Source organism: Streptomyces plumbidurans (assembly GCF_019857225.1).
Classification (GTDB): Bacteria; Actinomycetota; Actinomycetes; order Streptomycetales; family Streptomycetaceae; genus Streptomyces; species Streptomyces plumbidurans.
The window spans coordinates 70029-88989 of record NZ_JAFJSY010000025.1 but is presented as its reverse complement, the minus strand read 5'-3'; the positions used below and the strand labels follow the sequence as shown (position 1 = coordinate 88989).

The 18961-nt window shown below is 70.3% G+C and carries 38 protein-coding genes and 1 tRNA gene; 1 reads left to right on the top strand and 38 read right to left on the bottom strand.

What is annotated here, in order from left to right:
- Window positions 1-121 precede the first annotated feature (121 nt).
- Window positions 122-355 carry a hypothetical protein gene (locus JYK17_RS18325; RefSeq protein ID WP_222810822.1) on the top strand — a complete coding sequence of 78 codons (234 nt, stop codon included), beginning with the start codon at window positions 122-124 and terminating at the stop codon, window positions 353-355.
- 12 nt (window positions 356-367) lie between these two features.
- Here JYK17_RS18325 and JYK17_RS18320 read toward each other — a convergent pair whose 3' ends face one another.
- From JYK17_RS18320 to JYK17_RS41015, 38 genes are all read right to left on the bottom strand, one after another.
- A complete protein-coding gene (locus JYK17_RS18320; protein WP_222810821.1) occupies window positions 368-586 on the bottom strand; it encodes a hypothetical protein in 219 nt (72 codons plus the stop codon).
- Window positions 583-1764, bottom strand: a complete 1182-nt coding sequence (locus JYK17_RS18315; protein ID WP_222810820.1) for a hypothetical protein — start codon at window positions 1762-1764, stop codon at window positions 583-585. Before JYK17_RS18315 ends, JYK17_RS18320 begins: the two co-directional genes overlap by 4 nt.
- Before the next feature lie 54 nt (window positions 1765-1818).
- Window positions 1819-2121 carry a hypothetical protein gene (locus JYK17_RS18310; protein ID WP_222810819.1) on the bottom strand — a complete coding sequence of 101 codons (303 nt, stop codon included), beginning with the start codon at window positions 2119-2121 and terminating at the stop codon, window positions 1819-1821.
- Window positions 2118-2333, bottom strand: a complete 216-nt coding sequence (locus JYK17_RS18305; protein WP_222810818.1) for a hypothetical protein — start codon at window positions 2331-2333, stop codon at window positions 2118-2120. The genes JYK17_RS18310 and JYK17_RS18305 overlap by 4 nt, the downstream gene beginning before the upstream one ends.
- Before the next feature lie 74 nt (window positions 2334-2407).
- The gene (locus JYK17_RS18300) at window positions 2408-2734 is read right to left on the bottom strand and encodes a hypothetical protein (RefSeq protein WP_222810817.1); all 327 of its coding nucleotides are present in this window, start codon (window positions 2732-2734) and stop codon (window positions 2408-2410) included.
- 5 nt (window positions 2735-2739) lie between these two features.
- Entirely contained in the window at window positions 2740-3168 is a 429-nt protein-coding gene (locus tag JYK17_RS40600; protein WP_308011696.1) for an HTH domain-containing protein, read from the bottom strand.
- Window positions 3165-3497, bottom strand: a complete 333-nt coding sequence (locus JYK17_RS18290; RefSeq protein ID WP_222810816.1) for a hypothetical protein — start codon at window positions 3495-3497, stop codon at window positions 3165-3167. Before JYK17_RS18290 ends, JYK17_RS40600 begins: the two co-directional genes overlap by 4 nt.
- Window positions 3494-3850: a hypothetical protein gene (locus JYK17_RS18285; RefSeq protein ID WP_222810815.1), complete on the bottom strand. Its 357-nt coding sequence runs from the start codon at window positions 3848-3850 to the stop codon at window positions 3494-3496. The genes JYK17_RS18290 and JYK17_RS18285 overlap by 4 nt, the downstream gene beginning before the upstream one ends.
- 88 nt (window positions 3851-3938) lie before the next feature.
- Window positions 3939-4295 carry a hypothetical protein gene (locus JYK17_RS18280; RefSeq protein WP_222810814.1) on the bottom strand — a complete coding sequence of 119 codons (357 nt, stop codon included), beginning with the start codon at window positions 4293-4295 and terminating at the stop codon, window positions 3939-3941.
- 33 nt (window positions 4296-4328) lie between these two features.
- A tRNA-Arg gene (locus JYK17_RS18275) sits at window positions 4329-4401 on the bottom strand.
- A 107-nt stretch (window positions 4402-4508) separates the two neighbouring features.
- Window positions 4509-4754 carry a hypothetical protein gene (locus tag JYK17_RS18270; protein ID WP_222810813.1) on the bottom strand — a complete coding sequence of 82 codons (246 nt, stop codon included), beginning with the start codon at window positions 4752-4754 and terminating at the stop codon, window positions 4509-4511.
- Between the two features lie 106 nt (window positions 4755-4860).
- Window positions 4861-5463, bottom strand: coding sequence for a hypothetical protein (locus tag JYK17_RS18265; RefSeq protein ID WP_222810812.1), 603 nt, complete (start codon window positions 5461-5463; stop codon window positions 4861-4863).
- A complete protein-coding gene (locus JYK17_RS18260) occupies window positions 5447-5893 on the bottom strand; it encodes a hypothetical protein (protein WP_222810811.1) in 447 nt (148 codons plus the stop codon). The genes JYK17_RS18265 and JYK17_RS18260 overlap by 17 nt, the downstream gene beginning before the upstream one ends.
- The gene (locus tag JYK17_RS18255; protein WP_222810810.1) at window positions 5880-6623 is read right to left on the bottom strand and encodes a WhiB family transcriptional regulator; all 744 of its coding nucleotides are present in this window, start codon (window positions 6621-6623) and stop codon (window positions 5880-5882) included. Before JYK17_RS18255 ends, JYK17_RS18260 begins: the two co-directional genes overlap by 14 nt.
- A gap of 1 nt (window position 6624) precedes the next feature.
- Window positions 6625-6891 carry a hypothetical protein gene (locus JYK17_RS18250; protein ID WP_222810809.1) on the bottom strand — a complete coding sequence of 89 codons (267 nt, stop codon included), beginning with the start codon at window positions 6889-6891 and terminating at the stop codon, window positions 6625-6627.
- Between the two features lie 25 nt (window positions 6892-6916).
- Entirely contained in the window at window positions 6917-7183 is a 267-nt protein-coding gene (locus tag JYK17_RS18245; protein WP_222810808.1) for a hypothetical protein, read from the bottom strand.
- Complete coding sequence (locus JYK17_RS18240) at window positions 7183-7584, bottom strand: hypothetical protein (RefSeq protein WP_222810807.1); 402 nt, start codon at window positions 7582-7584, stop codon at window positions 7183-7185. Before JYK17_RS18240 ends, JYK17_RS18245 begins: the two co-directional genes overlap by 1 nt.
- The gene (locus tag JYK17_RS18235) at window positions 7581-7781 is read right to left on the bottom strand and encodes a hypothetical protein (protein ID WP_222810806.1); all 201 of its coding nucleotides are present in this window, start codon (window positions 7779-7781) and stop codon (window positions 7581-7583) included. Before JYK17_RS18235 ends, JYK17_RS18240 begins: the two co-directional genes overlap by 4 nt.
- Window positions 7778-8044, bottom strand: coding sequence for a hypothetical protein (locus JYK17_RS18230; protein ID WP_222810805.1), 267 nt, complete (start codon window positions 8042-8044; stop codon window positions 7778-7780). The genes JYK17_RS18235 and JYK17_RS18230 overlap by 4 nt, the downstream gene beginning before the upstream one ends.
- Window position 8045: 1 nt before the next feature.
- Entirely contained in the window at window positions 8046-8402 is a 357-nt protein-coding gene (locus JYK17_RS18225) for a hypothetical protein (RefSeq protein WP_222810804.1), read from the bottom strand.
- A gap of 2 nt (window positions 8403-8404) precedes the next feature.
- Window positions 8405-9442, bottom strand: coding sequence for a hypothetical protein (locus tag JYK17_RS18220; RefSeq protein WP_222810803.1), 1038 nt, complete (start codon window positions 9440-9442; stop codon window positions 8405-8407).
- On the bottom strand, window positions 9439-10836 hold the full coding sequence (locus JYK17_RS18215) for a glycosyltransferase family 2 protein (RefSeq protein WP_222810802.1): 1398 nt from the start codon (window positions 10834-10836) through the stop codon (window positions 9439-9441). Before JYK17_RS18215 ends, JYK17_RS18220 begins: the two co-directional genes overlap by 4 nt.
- Before the next feature lie 143 nt (window positions 10837-10979).
- Window positions 10980-12224 (bottom strand): nucleotide sugar dehydrogenase, encoded by a 1245-nt coding sequence (locus JYK17_RS18210; RefSeq protein WP_222810801.1) that lies wholly within the window; start codon window positions 12222-12224, stop codon window positions 10980-10982.
- Complete coding sequence (locus JYK17_RS18205; RefSeq protein ID WP_222810800.1) at window positions 12221-12448, bottom strand: hypothetical protein; 228 nt, start codon at window positions 12446-12448, stop codon at window positions 12221-12223. Before JYK17_RS18205 ends, JYK17_RS18210 begins: the two co-directional genes overlap by 4 nt.
- Window positions 12448-12693, bottom strand: a complete 246-nt coding sequence (locus JYK17_RS18200; protein WP_222810799.1) for a hypothetical protein — start codon at window positions 12691-12693, stop codon at window positions 12448-12450. Before JYK17_RS18200 ends, JYK17_RS18205 begins: the two co-directional genes overlap by 1 nt.
- A 19-nt stretch (window positions 12694-12712) precedes the next feature.
- Complete coding sequence (locus JYK17_RS18195; RefSeq protein ID WP_222810798.1) at window positions 12713-13207, bottom strand: WhiB family transcriptional regulator; 495 nt, start codon at window positions 13205-13207, stop codon at window positions 12713-12715.
- Window positions 13208-13210: 3 nt separating this feature from the next.
- Window positions 13211-13576 (bottom strand): HU family DNA-binding protein, encoded by a 366-nt coding sequence (locus JYK17_RS18190; RefSeq protein WP_222810797.1) that lies wholly within the window; start codon window positions 13574-13576, stop codon window positions 13211-13213.
- 83 nt (window positions 13577-13659) lie between these two features.
- The gene (locus JYK17_RS18185) at window positions 13660-14109 is read right to left on the bottom strand and encodes a hypothetical protein (RefSeq protein ID WP_222810796.1); all 450 of its coding nucleotides are present in this window, start codon (window positions 14107-14109) and stop codon (window positions 13660-13662) included.
- Window positions 14106-14345 (bottom strand): hypothetical protein, encoded by a 240-nt coding sequence (locus tag JYK17_RS18180; RefSeq protein ID WP_222810795.1) that lies wholly within the window; start codon window positions 14343-14345, stop codon window positions 14106-14108. The genes JYK17_RS18185 and JYK17_RS18180 overlap by 4 nt, the downstream gene beginning before the upstream one ends.
- Window positions 14342-14695, bottom strand: a complete 354-nt coding sequence (locus tag JYK17_RS18175; protein WP_222810794.1) for a hypothetical protein — start codon at window positions 14693-14695, stop codon at window positions 14342-14344. The genes JYK17_RS18180 and JYK17_RS18175 overlap by 4 nt, the downstream gene beginning before the upstream one ends.
- A complete protein-coding gene (locus JYK17_RS18170) occupies window positions 14692-15093 on the bottom strand; it encodes a hypothetical protein (protein WP_222810793.1) in 402 nt (133 codons plus the stop codon). Before JYK17_RS18170 ends, JYK17_RS18175 begins: the two co-directional genes overlap by 4 nt.
- Window positions 15093-15428, bottom strand: a complete 336-nt coding sequence (locus tag JYK17_RS18165) for a hypothetical protein (protein ID WP_222810792.1) — start codon at window positions 15426-15428, stop codon at window positions 15093-15095. Before JYK17_RS18165 ends, JYK17_RS18170 begins: the two co-directional genes overlap by 1 nt.
- Window positions 15425-15841: a hypothetical protein gene (locus JYK17_RS18160; RefSeq protein WP_222810791.1), complete on the bottom strand. Its 417-nt coding sequence runs from the start codon at window positions 15839-15841 to the stop codon at window positions 15425-15427. The genes JYK17_RS18165 and JYK17_RS18160 overlap by 4 nt, the downstream gene beginning before the upstream one ends.
- A 5-nt stretch (window positions 15842-15846) precedes the next feature.
- The gene (locus tag JYK17_RS18155) at window positions 15847-16170 is read right to left on the bottom strand and encodes a hypothetical protein (protein ID WP_164932298.1); all 324 of its coding nucleotides are present in this window, start codon (window positions 16168-16170) and stop codon (window positions 15847-15849) included.
- Window positions 16167-17315, bottom strand: a complete 1149-nt coding sequence (locus JYK17_RS18150; RefSeq protein ID WP_222810790.1) for a hypothetical protein — start codon at window positions 17313-17315, stop codon at window positions 16167-16169. Before JYK17_RS18150 ends, JYK17_RS18155 begins: the two co-directional genes overlap by 4 nt.
- A gap of 42 nt (window positions 17316-17357) precedes the next feature.
- Window positions 17358-17879, bottom strand: coding sequence for a hypothetical protein (locus JYK17_RS18145; RefSeq protein ID WP_222810789.1), 522 nt, complete (start codon window positions 17877-17879; stop codon window positions 17358-17360).
- Complete coding sequence (locus JYK17_RS18140) at window positions 17876-18322, bottom strand: HNH endonuclease signature motif containing protein (protein ID WP_234547515.1); 447 nt, start codon at window positions 18320-18322, stop codon at window positions 17876-17878. The genes JYK17_RS18145 and JYK17_RS18140 overlap by 4 nt, the downstream gene beginning before the upstream one ends.
- The gene (locus JYK17_RS41015; protein ID WP_222810788.1) at window positions 18319-18795 is read right to left on the bottom strand and encodes a RusA family crossover junction endodeoxyribonuclease; all 477 of its coding nucleotides are present in this window, start codon (window positions 18793-18795) and stop codon (window positions 18319-18321) included. Before JYK17_RS41015 ends, JYK17_RS18140 begins: the two co-directional genes overlap by 4 nt.
- Window positions 18796-18961: the final 166 nt, after the last annotated feature.

The window sequence follows — 18961 nt, the reverse complement described above, 5'->3', positions numbered from 1 at the left end:
CAGTGCGGGCTGCCTCCTCCACTGTAGGGGGGTACCTACAAGAGGGGAAGTGCCCGCCCGTTGAAGGGGATTGGGTGTGACGGAGCATGCTCCAGCGGAGGTTCAGAGGGTGTTGGACGCCTTGGCCGAGGTCGAACGGATCAAGGACCCTGCCGAGCGGGCCCGGGCCGCGACGCGCATTCTCCGGGAGAGCAAACGGCTGACCGAGCTGCGCGGCGAGGACGTCGTGCAGCTGCTCGCGCGGCCTCACGCGACGCTGCGTTCGGTCGGCGACGAGGTCGGGCTTCACTGGACGACCGTGCAGTCCATCCGGGACGCCCACCTGAGGAAGTCGGCAGCCCAGGGCGACGCCTGACCGGTGCCGGTTTCATCGCCTCCCCCAGCGCTCCACCGTTTCGGCGGCGTACTGGAGGCCGGCGGCCCGCGGGTCGAGCGGGCCGCCTGGCAGGCGCGCGGCGTCGTCACGGAGTCTTCCCGCGACGTCGTTGGCGACGACCCGGTACGCGATGAATCCGATCAGCAGGACCAGGAGGACGGCGAGCGGGATGGATGCGATGACGGCGGCGATCGCCCAGGCGTGGCTCACGGCTGCGGCTCCTCGCCGTCGGCCGCCGCGGACTGCTGCTGCGTCTTGTGGTGGCAGGGGCAGACGCATGGTGCGGCGCAGAACTTGCACTGCGCGGGCTTCTTCAGCCCGGCGATGCCGTCGACGTTCGAGCAGTAGCCGTGCTGGCCGTGCAGGCAGCCGGTGGACAGGTAGACGTGCGCCGCGGGCTGCTGCTGCGCCTCGTCGGCCAGGCGGCGCAGCAGGTCGGCGCCGTCCATCACCCCGCCGTTCCAGGCGTCGCGGTACGTGTCGTAGCCGTAGTCGTTGCTGTCGGCGTCGTAGTCCATGCGGCCAAGGGCGTCGGCGGCTTCACGGAGGACGGCGGCCCGGTCGACGGCAGGCGCGGCAGCGTAGGTCTGCGGCGGCGCGGTGACGATCTGCACAGGCACACTGGCGGCCATCATCCGGTCGATGTCCGCCTCGGTCAGGTCGGTGTCGTCGGGCTCGGTCTGATCGACGACAGACGCGGCAGCGGGTTCGGTGCCGTCGAGGGCGGCGCGCAGCCGGTCGAGGACGGCGTTCACAGCGGAGGCCGGGCCCGGCCCGGAGGTTGCGGCGACCTGCTCAGCGAACGGCAGCACGCCCTGAACGCGCTCGATGGCGGCCTGGAATCGGTCGCGGTGGTCGGTTGTGCGGGCGAGCAGGATCCCGGCAGCCTCGCTGGTCGTCTGCAGGTGGGCGAGGCGGCCCTGCAGTTCGGCTTGTTCGGCGTCCGCGACAGCCATCACCGCGTCGGCGCGCCGCCGGTAGTCGGCCTCGTCGTCCGCGTACTGGGTCGGCCACGTGTCGCCGTCCCGCTTCGCCATGGCTGCGGCGTACCGGTCGCGGCGCTCGGCCTTTGAGTCGGCTTTGGGCTCGGTGTGCTCCGGCAGGCTGGCCTCAAAGGCGGCGATTGCTGCCTCGTCCGGCTGGTCGGCCTGGCGGACGAACTCGGTGCCGAGGTCGGTCTGATTGGCGGCGGGCGCCACACCAGCAGCAGCGGGCGGGGCGCCTCCTGCGTACCAGGCGTCGACCTCGGCGAGTGCTGCCCGGGTTGCGGCGATGCGGACGCTCAGCGGCACCCAGTCCCCTGCGGCGGACAGTGCGTCAGTGATCGCGTTGTGGACGAACGCCCGCCGGTTCGATGGCGATGCGGTGGTCTCGGTCTGGTCGGTCATGGGGTTCTCCGGGTTGGGGGTGGGGGCTGGTGTGGCCCCCACGGGCGGGACGATTCAGGCGATGGTCGGCGGGGCGGCGTGGCGTTCTTGGCCAATGCGGCGGATCGCGGCACGGATCTCCCCGGTCGCGACCGCGATGGCGATGTCGGCGATGCAGTCGACGCACACCCAGTCGGCGGCGTTCTCCCAGTGGAAGCTGGTGCTGCCGTCGTGGAAGACGCGGAACCACATGCGGTTGCTGGTGAAGTGGCAGGTTCCGATGGTTTCGCCGCGACCGCAGGGACACGGGCCGCCGAGTTCGCCCAGGGTGGGCAGCTGGTCGACGGCGAGGTTGTCGTGTGTGGTGTCGGCGCTCACCGCGCACCCCCAGCGGTAGCGATGGCCGCGCGAAGGTCAGCGGCTACCGCGCGCAGCAGGCGAGCCGCGTCGACCTCGCCAACGCTGTCGAGCCAGTCGGCGTTGCCTTCAGTGATCTCGGCGCGGTGGGTGTCCAGCAGGGGGCGGACGGGAGTGGCCCGGTCCCACAGGTTCTCGATCGATTCGCGGGCGGTCGTCTGGCGTTCGGTCATGGTCAGGCTCCTGGTCGTAGGGTTCGGGGTGGTGCGGGCGCCGCAGGTTCCAGCTGCGGCGCCCGCGCTCGTCGTCATGCGGGGTGGGTTCGGCGGTACGCGTCGACTGCGGTGTGGCCGTTGGCGACGATCCGCGGGGCAGCCCACTTCGCCAGCTCCAGCGCAGTCACCCGGTTGAAGCGGTGGTCGGCCAGCCACTCGTCGTCGCGTTCGGAGGGGCGGAGTTCGTAGGACCACTCGCCCTTGGCGTTCATGCACTCGCGGCGCCGGACGACGGCCCACCGGTCATCGCCGCGGTTCTCCACGTAGATCGTGAAGACGCTCCGGTTGATGTCGTTCTCGGGGAGGACGGACACCTCGTAGCGGGTGATCTGCACGATCGGTTCAGGCTGCTCGGTCATGGCGGTCACTCGCCCTTATCGACAGCAGCCGGCGCGATGCCCTGCTCCTCGAGGACGACGTCTGCCACGGACCGGATCGCGGCGCGGGCAGCCTTGACGTTCTGCTCGTGGGTGTCGGCCGCGCCGACGGTGGCGCGCAGTGCGGCGAGGGCCTGGCGCAGCGGCTCGTCGAGCTGGAGCAGTAGGTAGCCCGGTGGCGCACTGGGGGGCGTCTGGCCGGTGGGCGCTGGCGCGGCCTGCGGCTCATCCGCGGCGGGCTCCGGCTCGGTGTGGCTCTGCGCGCGGCTCATCTCTTCGAGGTCGCGGCGCACGGTGTCCTTGCTGACGCCGAGTTGAGCTGCGATGGCGCGCTGGCTCAATGTCGGGTCGTCCTCGACGAGTTGGCGCACGAGTGCGCGGCGCGTGACGACGGTCATGGCGGGCGTCTGGCTCACTGGTCCTCTCCCCCACTGCCGTCGGTGGCGCACTGCGTCGGCTCCGGCGCCGGAGTGGACTCGCCCTCGTGCGGCTGGTCGCCGCCGCGGGTGTCCTTCTCCGTCTCGCGGGCCGCCGCGGCGCGCGCCACCCAGGACGCGATGACGGCGACCGTCGCCCAGTCCCAGCGGGACAGCCAGTCGACGAGCATCCGCTCGTACTGGCCCAGTTCGAGGCCGGCGTTGCTAAGCGTCTCGCGCAGGATCGCGGCCTGCTCGTTGGACTCGTAGAAGCCGGCCGGTCTGGTGTCGACGGGGCCGGTGGGGATGCCGAAGGGGCTGGTGTTCATCGGTCGTCGTCCTCGTCGTCCGGCTCGCAGGCGTCGAGGGCGTAGTTCCACACCCAGGACGAGTCGTCCACGTAGAGGCGGGGGAAGTCCCAGATGTTCTGGCCGTCCTCGCCCAGGTAACGCACGCGTTCGACGGGCAGCCCAGGCATCTGGATCTCGATGCTGCGTCCGTCGGCCATGGCGAGAGTGAAGGCGTAGCGGCCGTCTCCGTAGTCGGCTTCCGGGTGCCGGACCGCGTCGCTGACCGGGAGGCCCTTGGCGCCGAGGTCGAGGACGAACACGGCCGTGTTGCCCGTTGCGTTCTCTTCTGTGGCTTCCGAGACGGGGCCAGAGCCAGGATTGATGATGATCATTGTGTCTCTCCTGTGAGGCCCGGCGGCCGGTAGCGAGTCGGTGCGCTGGTGCGCGGGTCGCGTGTACGGCCGCCGGGCGGTCGGTGGGCTACTGGCGCTCGGTGATGCGCATGTAGTCGAGGTGCCAGGTGTCGCCGTTCTTGGTGGACACGGTGCACACGTAGTCGCTGCGGACACTGGCGCCGAAGCTGTTGTCGCTGTCGACGTAGCCGTTGATCTGGTACTTCCAGGGCTTCTTGCCGCTGACCGTGATGATCTTGGCGTAGTCGGGGTCCGTGACGCCGGGGAACTTGGCGCTGCCAGGCGACTTCAATCGGTCCTTGACGAAGCTCTCGCACGTCACCGCGGCGCCCTGACCGTCCGGGTCGGCGGAGCCGGAAGAGCAGGCGGTCAGGAAGGCCACGGCGCTCATGCCGAGCGTGGCGACAGCGATGCGCACGCGCATGGGTAACTCCAGTCACTGGAAGGGGAATTGAAGTAACGCCGACGGGACTCGAACCCGCGCACTGCGACTTAGAGGGTCGCTGCTCTGCCAACTGAGCTACGGCGCTTCGGTGTTGAGTTGTGGGGTGAGCCGCGCCCCGCTCGGGGGAAGTGCGGGGCGCGGCCCGGGATGGCGGTCGAGTTGGGGGATGGCTCGGCCGCCTGGTCTGTGTGCTCAGCCGCAGGCGGCGGAGCGGGTGAGGGATTCGCGGTGGGCGTGGATGGGGCCGGGGCGTTCGCCCCAGGGGTCGGCGAGGGCGAAGCGGACGTCGGGCAGGCCGAGGGCGTCCATGGCGTGGCAGGCGCGGCAGGGGCAGGGGATGGCGAGCCAGAGGCCGTGCAGGTCGGTGAGGGAGCCGTGGTAGAGGACGAGGTCGCCGGGTTCGATCAGTTCGATGGAGTGGAAGAGCGTGGTGTGCATGTCGGGTCCTCCCCACGGTGTGGTTGGGGTGTTTGCCTCAACCTCTGTAAACCACAGTACGAGAAAGTACGACCTGCCACAAGCGGTTGGGTCCAACTTTCTTTGACTATCTCGCACTTGATCTTGGCGGCTCGAACTCGGCGTCCGCCGCCCGGTTCTCCGTCAGCAGGTACAGCCGCGGCCCGTCGTACCGGGCAGGTGCACCCGTATCGCCGTCCTCGCACGCGTCGTTGACGCACCAGGCGCGCGGCCGGTCGTCGTCCGCGCGCCCGTACACGGTCCGCTGCCCGCACGACAGGCACAGGCACAGCCGGAAGTGCACCGACGGCCCGCGCAGCCCGAGAACGGTGAGGACGGTGCCGTGCCACTGGCTCACGATGCTGCGAACTTCCCGCTCCCGGCCAGCGTTCTCCGCCCCGGGCGGGATCGCCTTGAGCGCCCGGTACCAGGGCTGGGTGCGCGCGGAGCCGCGCAGCCGCATGTCCAGGCCGATCGCCTCGACCTTGATGCGCTGCGACCAGGACACGGCCTCGAGCGAGGTCGGCGGCCGGCTGCCGGGCGGGGCGTGGCCGCCGTCGCGGGGCTGGCGGGTGCGCAGGCCGAGGGTGTCGAGCCGGTGGATGAGGCCGGGGCCGCCGTCGCCGGGGTGGTCCTTGTCGCCGGTGTAGCGGTCGACGAGGTCGGCCACCAGCTCATCGAGCGTCTGCACGCCGTACCTCCTTCGTCTTCCTGAGCGTGTATCGCTTCGCGTACACGGACCTGTAGGAGCGGCCGAGCTGGATGGCGAACTCGGCGAGCGGGATGCCGTCGCGGAGCACCAGCTGGATCTCCTCCGGTTTCCAGAAGGCGCCGCTGTTCGGGGTCGCGTGCCCGGAGTGCCGTTCCTCGAAGGCCTGCACGCGCGGCCGGCCGTAATCCGTGTTCGCCGTCGTGCAGACGGGGCAGCGGCACTTCCAGTTCTTGTAGCCGCTGACTCCGTGCTCGAAGTCGGAGGTGTCCGCCCGCGCGACGCGGCGTTCGCGTCCTGCCCGGCACTTCGCGGTGTTCGCGGCCCGGCACCCCGCGCAGCGGCAGCCACGCCGGTACCCGGGGATGCCGGGCTTGGCGCATGATGCCGGGCTGCCCTCAGGCGTCTGCACCGTCGGTCTCCTGACGGGTCGCGGCGCGCCAGGCGTCGACGACCTGCTTCGGCACGCGGCCGACGGGCGGGCAGTGGACGCCGGCCGTCTTCGCCCAGGTGCGGATCTCGGCTGCGGGGTAGTCGACGGGGTTCCGGGAGCGTGACTTCTTCTGCTTCGGCGGGGTCAGTTCGGCTTCGCGGGCGCGGAGTTCAGCGAGCCGCTTCTCCAGGGCTTCGGCCTCGTCGTTGATGGCCGTCAGCTCCTGATCCGCGGCGTGGCGCTTGCGGAGGCCGGCCAGGTTCTCGCGGGCGGCCGCCGCCTGGTCGCGGACTTGCGGGTCTGCGTGCTCGTCACCCCACTTCAGGAGGTGGCCCAGGGGAAAGCTCTCGGTCTTCGGGGAGGTTGCCGGCGGGGTGGCTGGGGTGTCGTTCACTGTCTGGTCTGTCCTTTCGGGCGTGCCCGCTTCGGGCGTCACGGTGGCGAGGTGTCCACGGAGTACTTCGATGGCCTCGGAGCGCTTCCGCGGCAGGGGCGGCACGTCGTTGCGTTCGTCTGCGGTGAGGCCGCCCCGGACGCCGTGGCGGGCGCTGGGGATCTCCATCGCGAGCGCGTCGTAGAGGCATTCGGGGCGCACGGTGCAGCCGGCGCAGATGCGGAGACCGACCTGGGGATTGGAGAAGAACAGGTCCAGGTCGTCGCCTGCGCAGGCCGCCCGCGCCTGCCACGCACCGGTGTCCTGACTGGCCATGTCACGGCCCGTCGTACTGCGGTCCGAAGTCGATCCGCTGGTAGCCGGACGCTTCGTCGGTGTCTCCAGCCTTGATCGTGTAGTTGAAGTGCATGGCGATGAGGTCGAGCTGGGGGATGTGTTCCGGTCGTACATATCGGGGCCTGGGCGTCGCGCCATGCACGGACAGCTGTTGCAGCTCGGTCCAGAACTGGCCGCACGTCATCCCGGCGGCGAAGGCCGCGTCATCGTACGGGCCGCCTTGGCTCTTGACGATCACGAACGGCATGACGAGACGAAACTCGCCTTCCTGCTCAGGCATCGGCCACCGCCACGTCGTCGTCGCTTCCGCGGTAGCCGGGCCGCTTGGGGTTCTTGGGCCGCTCAGCCTGGAACGAGATGACGAGCTCGTCATCGCCGCCGTGGACGTGCACGTCCTCGGTCTGGACGCCTCGGGTTGCAAGCCGCGCCCGGTCCTGTTCGGCCACTGAAACGGCCTTCTCGACCTCCGTGTGGTGGGCGGGCTGCTTGAGCGTCCACTCGTGACGCTCGACCAAGATGATCCGCTTCGTGGCGCCCATCAGGGCTGCTCCTTTCCTTGGGATGCCTCGGCGGCGCGTTCGACGACGTCGTAGCCGAGGTACTTCGTGAGCTGGGCAAGGACGGCGCGCACCGCATCCTCGGGATACGGCTTGGCGGGCGGGGTGAAGCTGCCGGGGAAAGCGACGATGTTGATGAGGCCGTAGAGCAGCTCGCTGGGCACCAGCTGGTCGCCGGGCCATTCGACCCGCGGGTTCACGTAGCCCTTGAGCAGCTCGTCGAGTGACATGGCGGCCGTGCACAGCCCGTACTCGGGGTCGTCGACGACGAGGACGCGGCGCGTGGGGAACTCGGCGCCGTGGAGGATGCGGCCGCCGACGTGGAGGCGGAAGCCGCGGGCGAAGGCGGGCTGCATCGCTGATGGGTCGCGCTGAGTGGTCACTGGCCGCACCTCGGACACCTCTGGGTGCTGAGGTCGATGCAGACGACGCACGTGAGCTCTTCGTCGTCGCTCACCCACGGATCGCCCGTGACGTCCTTTCCGCATATGGCGACGTCTTCGACGCAGCACACGGCGTGCACGGGGCCGTCGGCGTTGTCGGTGCCGGTGGTGGTTGGTTCGGGTGCGAGGGTGGTCACGGCTGGGTCACCTCCAGGCGCCGGCGGCCGCCGCGGTCCTGCTGCGTGGCGATGACGGAGTAGCCGGCGTCACGGAGTTCCGCGGCGATGGCCTCGAGCTGGTCGGCCTCGTCGGGCCCGTCGTAGTAGACATTGACCTGGCGTGGCCCGGCCTGGGCGACGCGGAAGCCCGGGTCCCACTCCCCCGCCTCGAACTCGGAGAACTCGTGGCCGTGGTCGATAAGCAGCCGCTCGACGTTGGCGGCCTTGATACGGCGGCCCATGTCAGATGCCCCGCCGTCCGAGTTCGAGCAGAGCCTGGTCCCAGTTCTGGAAGTGCAGGGCGCGGTCGTCGATGTAGACGCGGGCGGGGAGCTTTCGGTTGGTGACGAGCAGGCTTCCTCGCTCGTTCCAGAAGACGCGTCCTTCATCGCCGCCCACGCGGACCGGTAGGCCGTGATTGAGGAGCCAGGTGGCTACCTGACCGGCGTCGCGGGTGGTGTGGATGAAGACGGCGTCCGTGTCCATGAGGAGCCGCAGTGCGTCGATGGCGCCGGGTACGGGTCCGTCATAGATGCTGCCGTCGTGCCAGCCCTTGCTGTAGGCGTGGATCACGCCGTCAAAGTCCACTGCGATGGTCACGGTCAGGCCTCCATCTCGTGCGGAAGGTCGCAGCTGTTCTCGGCGGCAGCGAGCGCGGGGTCGACGATGGCCATCACGGCGTCGCCGATCTCCCTGCGCACGCGCTCGCCGCTCGAGTGATTCAGCCCCGCCTGCCACGCGTCGCCGATTGCCTCGTCGATGCGCTTGCGCAGGGATGAGTTGGACCGCTGCTCGGGGAAGAGGACGTGGCAGTCGCACAGCAGAGCACCGCGGGTGCGGGTGTAGCTGCATTTGGGGTCGTGCTCGTCGAAGGCGTAGGCCTTCGCAACGCGCCAGCCGAGCGGGAAATCGCAGGTGGCGCCGGGATGTTGTTCCCGCAGGTGAACCATCATCTGCCGACGCGGGACAAGTCGGCAGTCCTCGCAGTGCGGGCACGGATCGCGGACCTCGATGCCGGTCAACGGGCCCTGGTTGGGCGGTAGCTGATCCCCGGCGACCGGATAGACGGCGACGGTGTCGGACCAGTGGAAGCCGCGCTCGTCGACGTGATCGCCGCGATGCTGCGCAGCCCGGATGCATTGGCGGCCATCGTCGAAGCCGCGGTGCTGGGCGGAGCATTCGGCGGCCGCCATGTCGTCCACCCCAGACATGGCCGTGACCTGGTCATTCGTCGTCAGGTGGACGACTTCTGCGGGATCAGTCCCGGAGTCGTCCAGCACGTCGCGCAGCTCGGCGCCCGCAGCGTTCACGAGGAACATGGATGAGCCGTGCGCGGACTCCCACCGGCCGGCGAGCGCGTAGGCCCGGCCGACGGCCGCCGCCAGGATCTCCCGGCCCTTCGTGGACTGCTGAGGCCAGATGACGTGCAAGTCGCCGCGGCCGCCGTGGTCGTGGATGGCGAGGATCGACTCGAGGCCGTCCGGGTGCGGTGTGGTGAGCGGCCACCGGCCGCGCCAGTGGATCGCGGCGTGCCCGTCGGGGAAGACGATGCCGTCGGCGATGATGCCCGTCCCTGAGACATCGCTGATGTCGCGGTCGCGTCGCAGGACGAAGGGCCGGCCGAAGGTGAGGTCGTTCATCGCGCGCTTCCTTCGTGTGTCGGCGACCAGGCGGTGCGCTGGCGTGGGAGGGCCACGTTCAGCGTCGTCTCTGTGTCGGGGTCGAGGAGTTTGGCCACGCGGACGCGCGGGATCTGCACGGTGTCCTCGTCGACGAGGGCCGGCATCGGGGCCGTCGCCGCAACAGGCGGCGGTGCGGGCTGTGTTGCGCGGCGCTTGCCGCTGCCGCGCCACGGGAACACGGCGAGCGGGGCGGCGATCACTCCGGCCACGCCTGCGGCAAAGAGCGGCGTGCTGCCGAGGTAGCCGCCGATCAGGGTGCCGACGGCGCCGAGGACGGCTCCGGTCTGGCCGAGCGCCCAGCGGCGGGACATAGTCATGGGAGTGATGACGGTCTTGCGGCCGCTGCGTCCAGTCCAGGCGGCGTAGTGCCGGCCGAGCAGCCATTCCCGGAACATCGATTTCGTGTACAGGTACTTGTTGTAGAAGTTCAGCAGCGTGTACGGGAGGAAGCCGAGGGCGGCCTTCTTCCAGCCGACGACGCGGGAGACCAGGTAGGTGGTCAGCGCGGTGTGTCCGGCCGCCCAGTAGCCCATGTACCGGAACATGGACAGGTGCTGCCAGGTGACCAGGTTGTAGATCACGACGGCCAGCCACCACCAGAGGGTGACCAGGTCGAACATGGCGGTTCCGACGGTGAGCAGGCTGCGCCAGTTCCACATGAGCCGCTTGTAGCGGGCGACGTTCTGGAAGTAGCCGGCCGCCCAGCGGGGCATCTGCTGGGTGTATTCGTGCCAGTTCTCGGGGTCCACGGTGAGGGTGAGCGCGTCGGCGGTGTACCAGGTCTTGTAGCCGCCTTCGTGGAGCTTCCAGGTGATGTCCATGTCGGCGCTGATGAGGCCGTTGGGGAAGCCGCCGACGGCGCGGACGACGTCCGTGCGGAAGGCGTAGGAGGCGCCGGTGAGGACCTGGAGGCGGCCGACGGTGCGCTGGCAGATGCGCCACCACTGGGAGCCGAGGCTGTACGCGAAGCGGCGGGCCTCGATGAAGAAGCCGGTCTCCTGCAAGGGCAGGATGCTGGAGCAGGTGGCGTCGTAGCCGCGGGCGATGTCCGCGACCATGCGGCTGATGCAGTCCGGTTCGGGCTTGGAGTCGCCGTCGAAACCCACGATGACGTCGCCGGTGATGTGCGGCAGGGCGTGGTTCTGGTTCGCGGCCTTGTCGGCGAACGTGGTCTCGAGGACGAGGGTGGCGCCGGCCTGGCGGGCGACCTCGGCCGTGTTGTCCTTGCAGGAGTCGGCGACGACGATGAGCTGCTCGATCGGGTAGGGCTGGTCCAGGCAGGCCTGGACCAGCTCCCCGATCGTCTCGGCCTCGTTGTGCGCGGGGATGAGGACGGAGACGGTCGGCTGCATCAGGCGCGGCTTCTCCTCGTGACGAAGCGCAGGACGGCGCCTGCTCCGCCGATCAGCAGGGCGACTCCGGTGAGCAGCATCGCTCCCAGCCCGGTGTGGGCCATCGCTCCGGAAGGCATTGGTTCTCCTCTGTGTCATGGCGGTCACAGCCGCTCGATGTGCGGGGCGTCGGGCATGACGCCCCGGGTGTCCAGCACGAACTGCGCGTGGTCGGCGACGTGCTGGAGGTCGAAGGTGTCGTGCGGGGTGAGCAGCACGACGGCGTCGTAGACGCTCAGGTCCTCAGGGATGGCCCGGAAGTCTCGCGGGGTGAGCTTCGGCAGGTGCGGTTCGACGATGTCGACGGCGGCGCCCTTGGCGCCCAGGAGCTCGACGACCTCGACGGCCGGCGACTCCCGCAGGTCGGCTGTGCCGGGCTTGTAGGCGAGGCCGAGGGCGAGGATCCGGGCCCCGTTCAGCAGGGTGCGGCGGGCGTTGAGGGCGTCTTGCAGGCGGGTGACGGTGTAGGCGGGCTGCGCCTCGTTGATGTCCTGCGCGAGCTCGACGAGCCGCATGGCGTGCCGGTGCTGGGTCCGGGCGTGGTGGGTGAGGTAGACCGGGTCGACGGGCAGGCAGTGGCCGCCGACGCCGGGGCCGGGCAGGAACTTGGTGAACCCGAACGGCTTGGATGCGGCAAGGTCGAGGGTGTGCCACACGTCGACGCCGAGCGTGCGGGCGAGGTGGCCGAGCTCGTTGACCAGGGCGATGTTGACGTGGCGGAACGTGTTCTCGAAGACCTTCGCCAGTTCCGCCGCCTCCAGGCTCTGCGCCGGTACGACGTCGCTGGTGACGGAGGTGTAGAACTCGCAGGCCCGGCGCAGGCATTCCTTCGTCAGCCCGGCCACGATCTTCGGCGTGTTCTCGAACCGCCACTGCTGGTTGCCCGGGTCGATGCGTTCGGGGCTGAAGGCCAGGTGGAAGTCGGCGCCGGGCCGGGCGCCGGAGCGCTGCTCGATGATGCGGCCGACGACGTCCCGTGTGGTGCCGGGGTGCGTGGTGGACTCCAGGACGACGAGCGCGCCGTCGTCCACGGAGTCGGCGAGGGTGCGGGCCGCGGACTCGATGAACGAGAGGTCGGGCTGACGGTCCTTGAGCGGGGTCGGCACCGTGATCACGGCAGTGTCGAAGCCTGTGAGGTGGATGTCGTCGCCGGTCGGCAGGTAGCGGCCGGTGGCGAGCGCGGCCGCCAGTCGCTCGTCGGGCACGTCTTCTACGTAGGAGGTGCCTGCCTGCAACTGTGCGCAGCGGTCGGGGTCCGGTTCGAAGCCGGTCACGCGGTGGCCGGCCTCGACGGCGGCCATGGCCAGGGGCAGGCCGACGTAGCCCTGCCCCATCACGGCGATCTTCACTGGTTGTTCCTCGGGTCGTTGGTGGTGCCGAGCGCGTCGATGGCCCGGCAGATCTGGAGGTGCTTGCGGCGGGTGCGCAGCGATTCGTGTCGGTGCAGCGCCCGGTCGGCGAGCCAGTACGCGGCCTTCCAGGCGAGGACCAGGCCGTGGTGGAGGACCGAGGCGAACAGTCCGCCGAAGAAGGCGACGAGCAGCAGCTGATGGGTGGTGAGGGTGACGGGCATCAGGTGCCGCCCTGCTGCGCGGCACGGCCCTTGAAGAGGCCGCGGAAGGCGGCTCCGGCGAAGAAGGCTCCGCCGACGAGGCAGGCGACGGCCGTGGCGTGGTGTTCCTGGTAGGCCTCACGGGCGCCTTGCAGGAGGCAGGCCATGGCCAGCAGGCTGAAGAACCACGGGTCGTTGGCGCCGACCAGGAGGGCCAGCACGGCGATGACGGCGATCGTGAGCGCGATCAGGCCGGTGTATTGCATCAGAGACTCCCTGGGCGGGTCAGGACGCGGTCTTGAGGTCGTCGGGGTCTTCGTGGAATGCCGCGGCGGCCTGCTGCCGGGCGCGGGCCGCGGAGACTCGTTCGAGCCGGTCCCGGCGGATTTCGGCGCTCCAGCACGTCGGGTCGACCTGCTCGCCCCGCCACAGGTGGCCCATCAGCGCAAGGTGCGTGCCGCAGGCCTCCGTGCCGTCGATGGCCAGGGCCTCGGCGTCGCCCTTGTAGCGGGGGACGTCGGTGTCGAGGCGCCAGCGCTCGTTGTGGGCGAGGCCGGCCACGATGCCGTCGCGCTGTTCACGTGAGGTGCCGCGCTCGAGCTGCTTGACGTTGGCGAGGCACTCCTGCCGGACGGGGCAGCGGACGATGCACACCACGCGTGCCTCATGCGTGCGGGCCTTGTCGAAGAACAGGTCGGGGTCCTCGACGGCGCACGCCATGTGTGCCATCCAGTCGTGCCGGTGGGTCCCGGTGTCGGGGACAGAGCCGGTGTAGGCCATGGCTCACTCCGCCGCCTTCGCGGTGCCCTTCGGCGCCTTGCGGATGGTGACCTTGCGGTCGCCGCGGCGTACGGCTTCGGCCAGGTGGTCGGAGACACGCAGCCGCACGACCCGGTGTGCGGGCGAGATGAACGTCTCGTTGGTCTGGGGGTTGCGGCGTGTGGACCGCTTGACGCGGTGTGAGACGAACGTGACGAAGTTGGTGATGGCCACGTCGTGGCCGCTCGCGTTGGCGCGGGCGATGGCGTCGAAGGTGGCCATCACTGCCGGCCGTACGGCGGCCGGGGTGCTGCCGAGGTCGTTGGCGACGACTTCGAGCAGGCTCGTGGTGGTCAGCCGGCGGGTGATGATGGTGGGCTTCTTCTTCACGGAGCGCTCCAGTCAGGATTGGGGTGGTTGTGCCGTCCGCCGCCGGGGCCGCTGGTCATCCGCGGCGGCGGACGGGGTCTGTGTCAGGCGCGGGCCCGCCAGGCGGTCGCGGTCTGGTCGGCGAACTGCTGGAGCTCGTCGGGCAGGGAGCTCGCGTCGTCGGCCGGCGACGGTCCGGGCCACAGCTGCCGCACCGCGCGGGCGTTGGCGAGGTCCGAGCGCAGCTGCGTGTTCTCCGCGCAGGTCGCGTCGAAGGCCTTCAGCTGCTGCTCGAGCTCTTTGACGCGCTGCTCGGCGCTCTCCTTGCCGGTGAGGGCGGTGTGCAGTTCCTCGTAGGCGCCGTCGAGTTCCGCGCACAGGCCGACCAGCTTGCAGGCCAGCTCGTCGACTTGGGCGTCCTTGCGGGCGGCCTCGGCGCGCAGCACGGAGCGGGGTACGACGTAGCGGTGTGCGCCGCGGGCGGCCGGGGCCACCTGGTAGAGGACGGTCGCGGTGCCTGCCGTGCCGAGGGACAGGAGGATGTAGCCGATCATGCTGTTCTCGCCTTCTCGGCGGCCTTGCACAGCGTGCAGTTCGCCTTCAGGCAGGCGTTGCCGTTCGCGATGGACAGTTCGTGGTAGGCGCCGAGGTTGGCGTCCTGGAGGTCGGCGACACGCTGCTCGAGGCTCCTGTTGCGGTCCCGTTCTTCGGCCAGTTGCGTGCGGAGCCGGTTGGCCTGGGCGTCGCTGAGCCGGGTACGCCAGCGGCGCAGGAAGCTGGGCGTGGTCATCTGGTCCTCCGGGTGGTTGCCATGGCCTCGTCGAGGCGGCGCGTGAAGGCGTCGAGGTCCTCGGTGAGGCCGGAGGCGATGGACTTCTGGAAGTCGGTCTGCTCGCCGGCCTCGGCGACGTAGCGGACCCACAGGTCGGCGCCTTCCTGGGTGAGTTCGGTGCGGGCCTGGAACGCGCCGCGCGGCCGGTAGGCGGGCAGCCGGTCACCGCTGCGGACCTGGTTGGCCATGTTTTTCGCGGTGACGCTGCTGGGATAGGTGCCGGCCATCACCCACAGGCCGGGCATCTCCTGGGCCTGCTGCGCGGCGTGCTGGTGGTCGGAGCGGCCTCGCTTCACGCGCCCGCTCACAGCCGCTCACCTCCCACGCCGGCGGTGGTGTCGGCGGGGTCGAACAGGCTGAGCATGCGGTGGCCTTCGAAGGGCTCGCGAGGCAGCAGTTCGCCTTGCCCGGGCGGCGTCGGGATGGGCCGCGGCTTGGGGTCGGGGTCGTCCTCGGGCCGGAACTCGGTGCAGGTGTAGTCGGCGTAGACCTCCTGCTCCTGCGTCTCGGTCAGCCACTCGGCGGGCCGCTTGCTCATGAGGGCGACGAGGATCAGCGGGCAGCCGTTGGCGTCGTCACCCTGCCGGGTGGGCCTGTCGTGGAAGCAGCGGTCGCAGTTCTTCGCCGCCCAGACCTCCCACTGGCTGCTGTTGGAGAAGGTCGATTCGTCGCGGGCGGCCGCGAAGGCCTCGTCGTAGGTGCGCATCAGTCGACGTCCTCCCGCAGGCAGGCGGGCATCCGTACGACGTGCTCGCGCAGGACACCGGTCTTGACGTCGTAGTCCTGGGCGACGGCCCAATTGGCCTGCGGGAACGCATCCTTGAGGATCATGGCCGCCTGGTAGTGCAGGCCGCGGTCATACAGCGGCACTTCCTGGCCGGTGACGCCGAAGACGGTGGCCACCCACCGTTTGCCGATGGGCCAGTTGACCCGGGTGAGACGGACTTCCTTCACGGCGCGGCCGACGAGCGTGTACAGCTGCTGCCGCAGCGCGGACACGGTCTCGCCTGCCGCCCGGTGCACGGCCGGCTGGGGGCTCATGCGTCGCCGCCGGGGTGGAAGCAGCCGCGGATGCCGGACTGGAGGCGCTCGTAGTTGGCGATGGTGCGCGGGCTCCAGCGGTGTTCGGGCCCGTGGATGTCGCGGTACCAGGCGTCGCAGGTGGCGAGCAGCAGGACCTCGCGGTCGTTGTCGCGGGCCTGGGCGCCGCCGTCGGCCGGGGTGACCCGGTCGGCGTGCTCGGCGGCCAGCCGGGCGAAGGCGTCCTCGAGGGCCGGGGCGTCCAGGAAGTGACGGTCGGGGTCGGTGAGGGGCAGGGCGTCGTGCAGACGGCCGAAGTAGACGGTCTGGGCGCGGCGGAAGTGCCGCAGCCGGAAGGCTCCCCAGCGGGATCGAAGGCAGCTCAGCAGCTGCGGTCGGGTGGTGCGACGGCTGATGTGCATCGTTGCGGTCATCGCCATCACGTCCCTTCAGTGCAGTCGGTGGTGTCGGGTCGGTGCAGGGCCGCGCGTGCGGCGGCGGCCCCGCGTTGGGCGATCTCTGGTCCGGGCGGGCGGCGCCGGCGGCGCCACAGCTCGGGTGGTGCGGCGAGCAGGTCTGGGGGTTCGGCGACCGGGTCGGCGATCAGCTGGGCGACGGCGACCAGGAGGCGGCCGAACGACATGTCGTCGTGGCAGCGGACCTGGGCGACGGCTTCGCGGAGCTGGTCGATGGACCAGTCCGGTCGGCAGGCTGCGGCGAGCTGGAGCAGCTGGTGCGTCGCGGGCCGCGGGAGGTCGGTCATGTCGGCCTCCGCAGGGGTTCGGGAGGCCGGTACGGGGTGTCGGCGCACGCCTTGCACGGGGCGCCGGTGAACCGCATGACGCCGTCCTCGCAGTCGACGAGGCCGCACCGGGAGCGGCGGGGCTCGGGGATGCGCAGGGCGGCCCCCAGCAGCCAGCGGCCCGGGTCGCGGATCTCCTGGGTGGACGCGAAACGGAACTCCAGTCGCGCCCGCAGGACTTCACCGTCGATGCCCGCGTCCAGCTGGCGGCCGATCTCCCGCGCCGCCTGCCGCACCACGTACGGCGACAGCCCGGCCATCAGCGGCTTGACAGGTTCGAGGACTCGCCAGATCCGCGGAGCGAGACTCAGCTGCGGCCCCGCGTACGGGCGCCGGTACGCGGCGGGAAGCGGAGGGTTTTCCACAGGGCCTCGCGCTACAGCCTGAGCTCGCCTGCGGCGGATGGAACCACCGGCCGGCGGTTCCTCCGGTGAGTCAGTCAGGTGGTGTTCCTTAGACGCGAGGGATCCCCCGTCAAGATCCCCACCCGATCCCTCATCAAGATCCCCAGTCAGCGAGGGCTGCGTGGGTTCCTCGAACACGGTGTAGACGTGGCGGCCGCGGTATCCGGCACGCCGGTCCACGGCGATCCAGCCGAGGTCTTCCAGGCCGCGCAGGATGCGCCGCACCGACCGCACATCGAGCGCCTGGCCGGCCTTCTTCCCGGACCGGTGACGCAGCACCTGCCCGAGGTCGGCGAGCGTGAGGTGATGCCCAGTCGCCGTCGCGTAGGCCAGGGCCGCGTACACGCGCAGCTGCCGGGGGCTGAGCGCCTCCGCAGCACGGGACGGCACCCAGGCTGCATGCTCCGCCCGGGAGGCGACCCGCACGCGCCGTACGGCCGTCGTGCCGGTGCCGCCGGGCAGCGTGCGCCGGTAGCTGGTGACCTCGGCGATGTCGTCGTCCGGGGCCGGCCGCATCAGCTGGGTCAGCGCCCGCTCGACACTCGACCGGGACAGCCCCAGCAGGCCCCCGAGGTAGGAGACCCCGGCCTCACAGCCGGTCTCGCGCCGCTCCAGGGCGGCGATCTTGACGTACACGGGCAGGGCGGCGTCGGCGTAGTAGCCGACGATGACGCGCAGCGGTACACGGACTCGCTGAGGCATGGGTCACCTCCCTTCAGGGCTTGGCGGGGCGGGCGGGTCGGGTCAGTCGTCGTTGCTGTCGCTGGCGTCGTCGCGGGCGGCGTTGAGGCTCGCGGCCAGGCCGTCGGCGACCGTCTTCAGCTCGTGCATGGCTTCGGTGACGGTGAGGTTGGGCGTGTGCAGCACGCGCCGCGAGTAGTTCGCCCAGTGGTGCAGCGCGGCCCGCAGGCGCGCGGTCTCGAGGTAGGCGAGCCGGCCGCCGGTGAGGCGGAGCGTGGACTCGTCGAGCTCCAGCTGCCCGTCGTCGTCGAGAGTTCCGCGGGCGGTGCGCTGCAGGTGCAGGAACCTGAGCGACTCCCGGACGATGCCTTCCTGGGCCTCGTTCGGCAGCTCCAGGGCGACGATGCGGACCTTGACGGAAGCTTCCTTCTCCGAGCCGGGTGCGGGCTCGGTGCGCTCGATCGCGGCGAACTCGCCGATGAAAAGGCGCCGGGCGGCGGGCGTGGCGTACACGGGGCGAACGTGCGGCTCGAGGGCCTCCTGGGCGCTCGCCGACACCTTGGCGTCAAATTTCATCTGCGTCATGAGGAACGGGCCTTTCGATTGCGCTCGTTGCGGATACGCATGCGTTGTTGGTTGCACGACCGGCAGTAGCGAATGCCGCCGCTCACGGTGGTGTTCTCTGGCGTGTATTCGTGGCCCTGCGGGCAGTGCGTGGCGGCGGCGTGCGCGGCCGTGACGGTCTCGCCGCGCAGCAAGTTCTCCCGCTGCGTGACCCCTTCCAGGTGCTCGACATTCACGCAGGCCCGATTGCGGCAGAGGTGGTCCAGCGAAAAGCCGTCCGGAATGGGGCCGATCTGGATCTCGTACGCCACGCGGTGTGCGAGCTGAGTACGTCCGGCCCATCGGAACTGGCCGTATCCGTTCGGCATCAGATAGCCGCTCCAGATGAGGCAGGGCGACGTGTAGCCCCGGTCCTCCGGCTTGGTCTTCGCCAGGAACCGTTGCGGAAGCTGGACAGCCGTCACGACTCGGACTCCTTGCTGGGGTTGTTCAGGCGCCAGACCCGGATGACGGCGCCGGGGTGCGAGAGGGCGTCAGAGCCCGTGAAGACGAAGGTCTTCGTCGCGGTCGTGGCGGTGACGACGCTGTCGTCGCGCAGCACGCCCGCGTCCTTCAAGGCGTCCTGGGTCGAGCGCAGCAGCTTGTCCAGGTCGGGCTTGCCGGTCGGGTGCGTGGGCGCGGAGGCCTTCAGCACGCCCGTGTTGCGGCCGGTGCCGTAGTGGTGCTTCGGGCGGCGCAGCGTGAACACGACCTCGAGGTGCACTGGCTCGTCGAGCGGTTTCCAGCCGATGTCGTATGCGTGCGCGTCGTGCCCGATGGCGTCCAGGGCTGCTGACTTGACTGCTTCCCGCCAGGGCTTGACCTTGGCCGACGACTCGTACATGGCGCCGGCCGCGTTGCGGGTCTTGGAGCCTTGCGGGCCGGGCGTGCCGTGCACAGTCAGCGTGAGGACTGGAATCTTGGGGTGGTGCTCGCCCGGAGCAGGCCGCGTCTGCGGAGCCGCCGTCAGGGGGGTCGGCTCCTCGTCGGCCTTGGCTCCCGCTGTGGGGGTGCTCGGGACCTCAGCGGGTGACTTTGACTCCGGGCGAGCGGTCTGGGGCCGA

Excerpts from the sequence above, each read along its gene's own strand:
- JYK17_RS18155 (WP_164932298.1), bottom strand. The coding sequence starts at position 16,170 with ATGACCGACCTCCCGCGGCCCGCGACGCACCAGCTGCTCCAGCTCGCC.
- JYK17_RS18185 (WP_222810796.1), bottom strand. The coding sequence starts at position 14,109 with ATGATCGGCTACATCCTCCTGTCCCTCGGCACGGCAGGCACCGCGACC.
- JYK17_RS18220 (WP_222810803.1), bottom strand. The coding sequence starts at position 9,442 with ATGAACGACCTCACCTTCGGCCGGCCCTTCGTCCTGCGACGCGACCGC.
- JYK17_RS18200 (WP_222810799.1), bottom strand. The coding sequence starts at position 12,693 with ATGCAATACACCGGCCTGATCGCGCTCACGATCGCCGTCATCGCCGTG.
- JYK17_RS18285 (WP_222810815.1), bottom strand. The coding sequence starts at position 3,850 with ATGATCATCATCAATCCTGGCTCTGGCCCCGTCTCGGAAGCCACAGAA.
- JYK17_RS18315 (WP_222810820.1), bottom strand. The coding sequence starts at position 1,764 with ATGACCGACCAGACCGAGACCACCGCATCGCCATCGAACCGGCGGGCG.
- JYK17_RS18215 (WP_222810802.1), bottom strand. The coding sequence starts at position 10,836 with ATGCAGCCGACCGTCTCCGTCCTCATCCCCGCGCACAACGAGGCCGAG.
- JYK17_RS18145 (WP_222810789.1), bottom strand. The coding sequence starts at position 17,879 with ATGACGCAGATGAAATTTGACGCCAAGGTGTCGGCGAGCGCCCAGGAG.
- JYK17_RS18255 (WP_222810810.1), bottom strand. The coding sequence starts at position 6,623 with ATGGCCAGTCAGGACACCGGTGCGTGGCAGGCGCGGGCGGCCTGCGCA.
- JYK17_RS18250 (WP_222810809.1), bottom strand. The coding sequence starts at position 6,891 with ATGCCGTTCGTGATCGTCAAGAGCCAAGGCGGCCCGTACGATGACGCG.
- JYK17_RS18280 (WP_222810814.1), bottom strand. The coding sequence starts at position 4,295 with ATGCGCGTGCGCATCGCTGTCGCCACGCTCGGCATGAGCGCCGTGGCC.
- JYK17_RS18205 (WP_222810800.1), bottom strand. The coding sequence starts at position 12,448 with ATGCCCGTCACCCTCACCACCCATCAGCTGCTGCTCGTCGCCTTCTTC.
- JYK17_RS18300 (WP_222810817.1), bottom strand. The coding sequence starts at position 2,734 with ATGACCGAGCAGCCTGAACCGATCGTGCAGATCACCCGCTACGAGGTG.
- JYK17_RS18165 (WP_222810792.1), bottom strand. The coding sequence starts at position 15,428 with ATGAGCCCCCAGCCGGCCGTGCACCGGGCGGCAGGCGAGACCGTGTCC.
- JYK17_RS18170 (WP_222810793.1), bottom strand. The coding sequence starts at position 15,093 with ATGCGCACCTACGACGAGGCCTTCGCGGCCGCCCGCGACGAATCGACC.
- JYK17_RS18305 (WP_222810818.1), bottom strand. The coding sequence starts at position 2,333 with ATGACCGAACGCCAGACGACCGCCCGCGAATCGATCGAGAACCTGTGG.
- JYK17_RS18290 (WP_222810816.1), bottom strand. The coding sequence starts at position 3,497 with ATGAACACCAGCCCCTTCGGCATCCCCACCGGCCCCGTCGACACCAGA.
- JYK17_RS18195 (WP_222810798.1), bottom strand. The coding sequence starts at position 13,207 with ATGGCCTACACCGGCTCTGTCCCCGACACCGGGACCCACCGGCACGAC.
- JYK17_RS18180 (WP_222810795.1), bottom strand. The coding sequence starts at position 14,345 with ATGACCACGCCCAGCTTCCTGCGCCGCTGGCGTACCCGGCTCAGCGAC.
- JYK17_RS18245 (WP_222810808.1), bottom strand. The coding sequence starts at position 7,183 with ATGGGCGCCACGAAGCGGATCATCTTGGTCGAGCGTCACGAGTGGACG.
- JYK17_RS18160 (WP_222810791.1), bottom strand. The coding sequence starts at position 15,841 with ATGACCGCAACGATGCACATCAGCCGTCGCACCACCCGACCGCAGCTG.
- JYK17_RS18270 (WP_222810813.1), bottom strand. The coding sequence starts at position 4,754 with ATGCACACCACGCTCTTCCACTCCATCGAACTGATCGAACCCGGCGAC.
- JYK17_RS18230 (WP_222810805.1), bottom strand. The coding sequence starts at position 8,044 with ATGGGCCGCCGTATCAAGGCCGCCAACGTCGAGCGGCTGCTTATCGAC.
- JYK17_RS18150 (WP_222810790.1), bottom strand. The coding sequence starts at position 17,315 with ATGCCTCAGCGAGTCCGTGTACCGCTGCGCGTCATCGTCGGCTACTAC.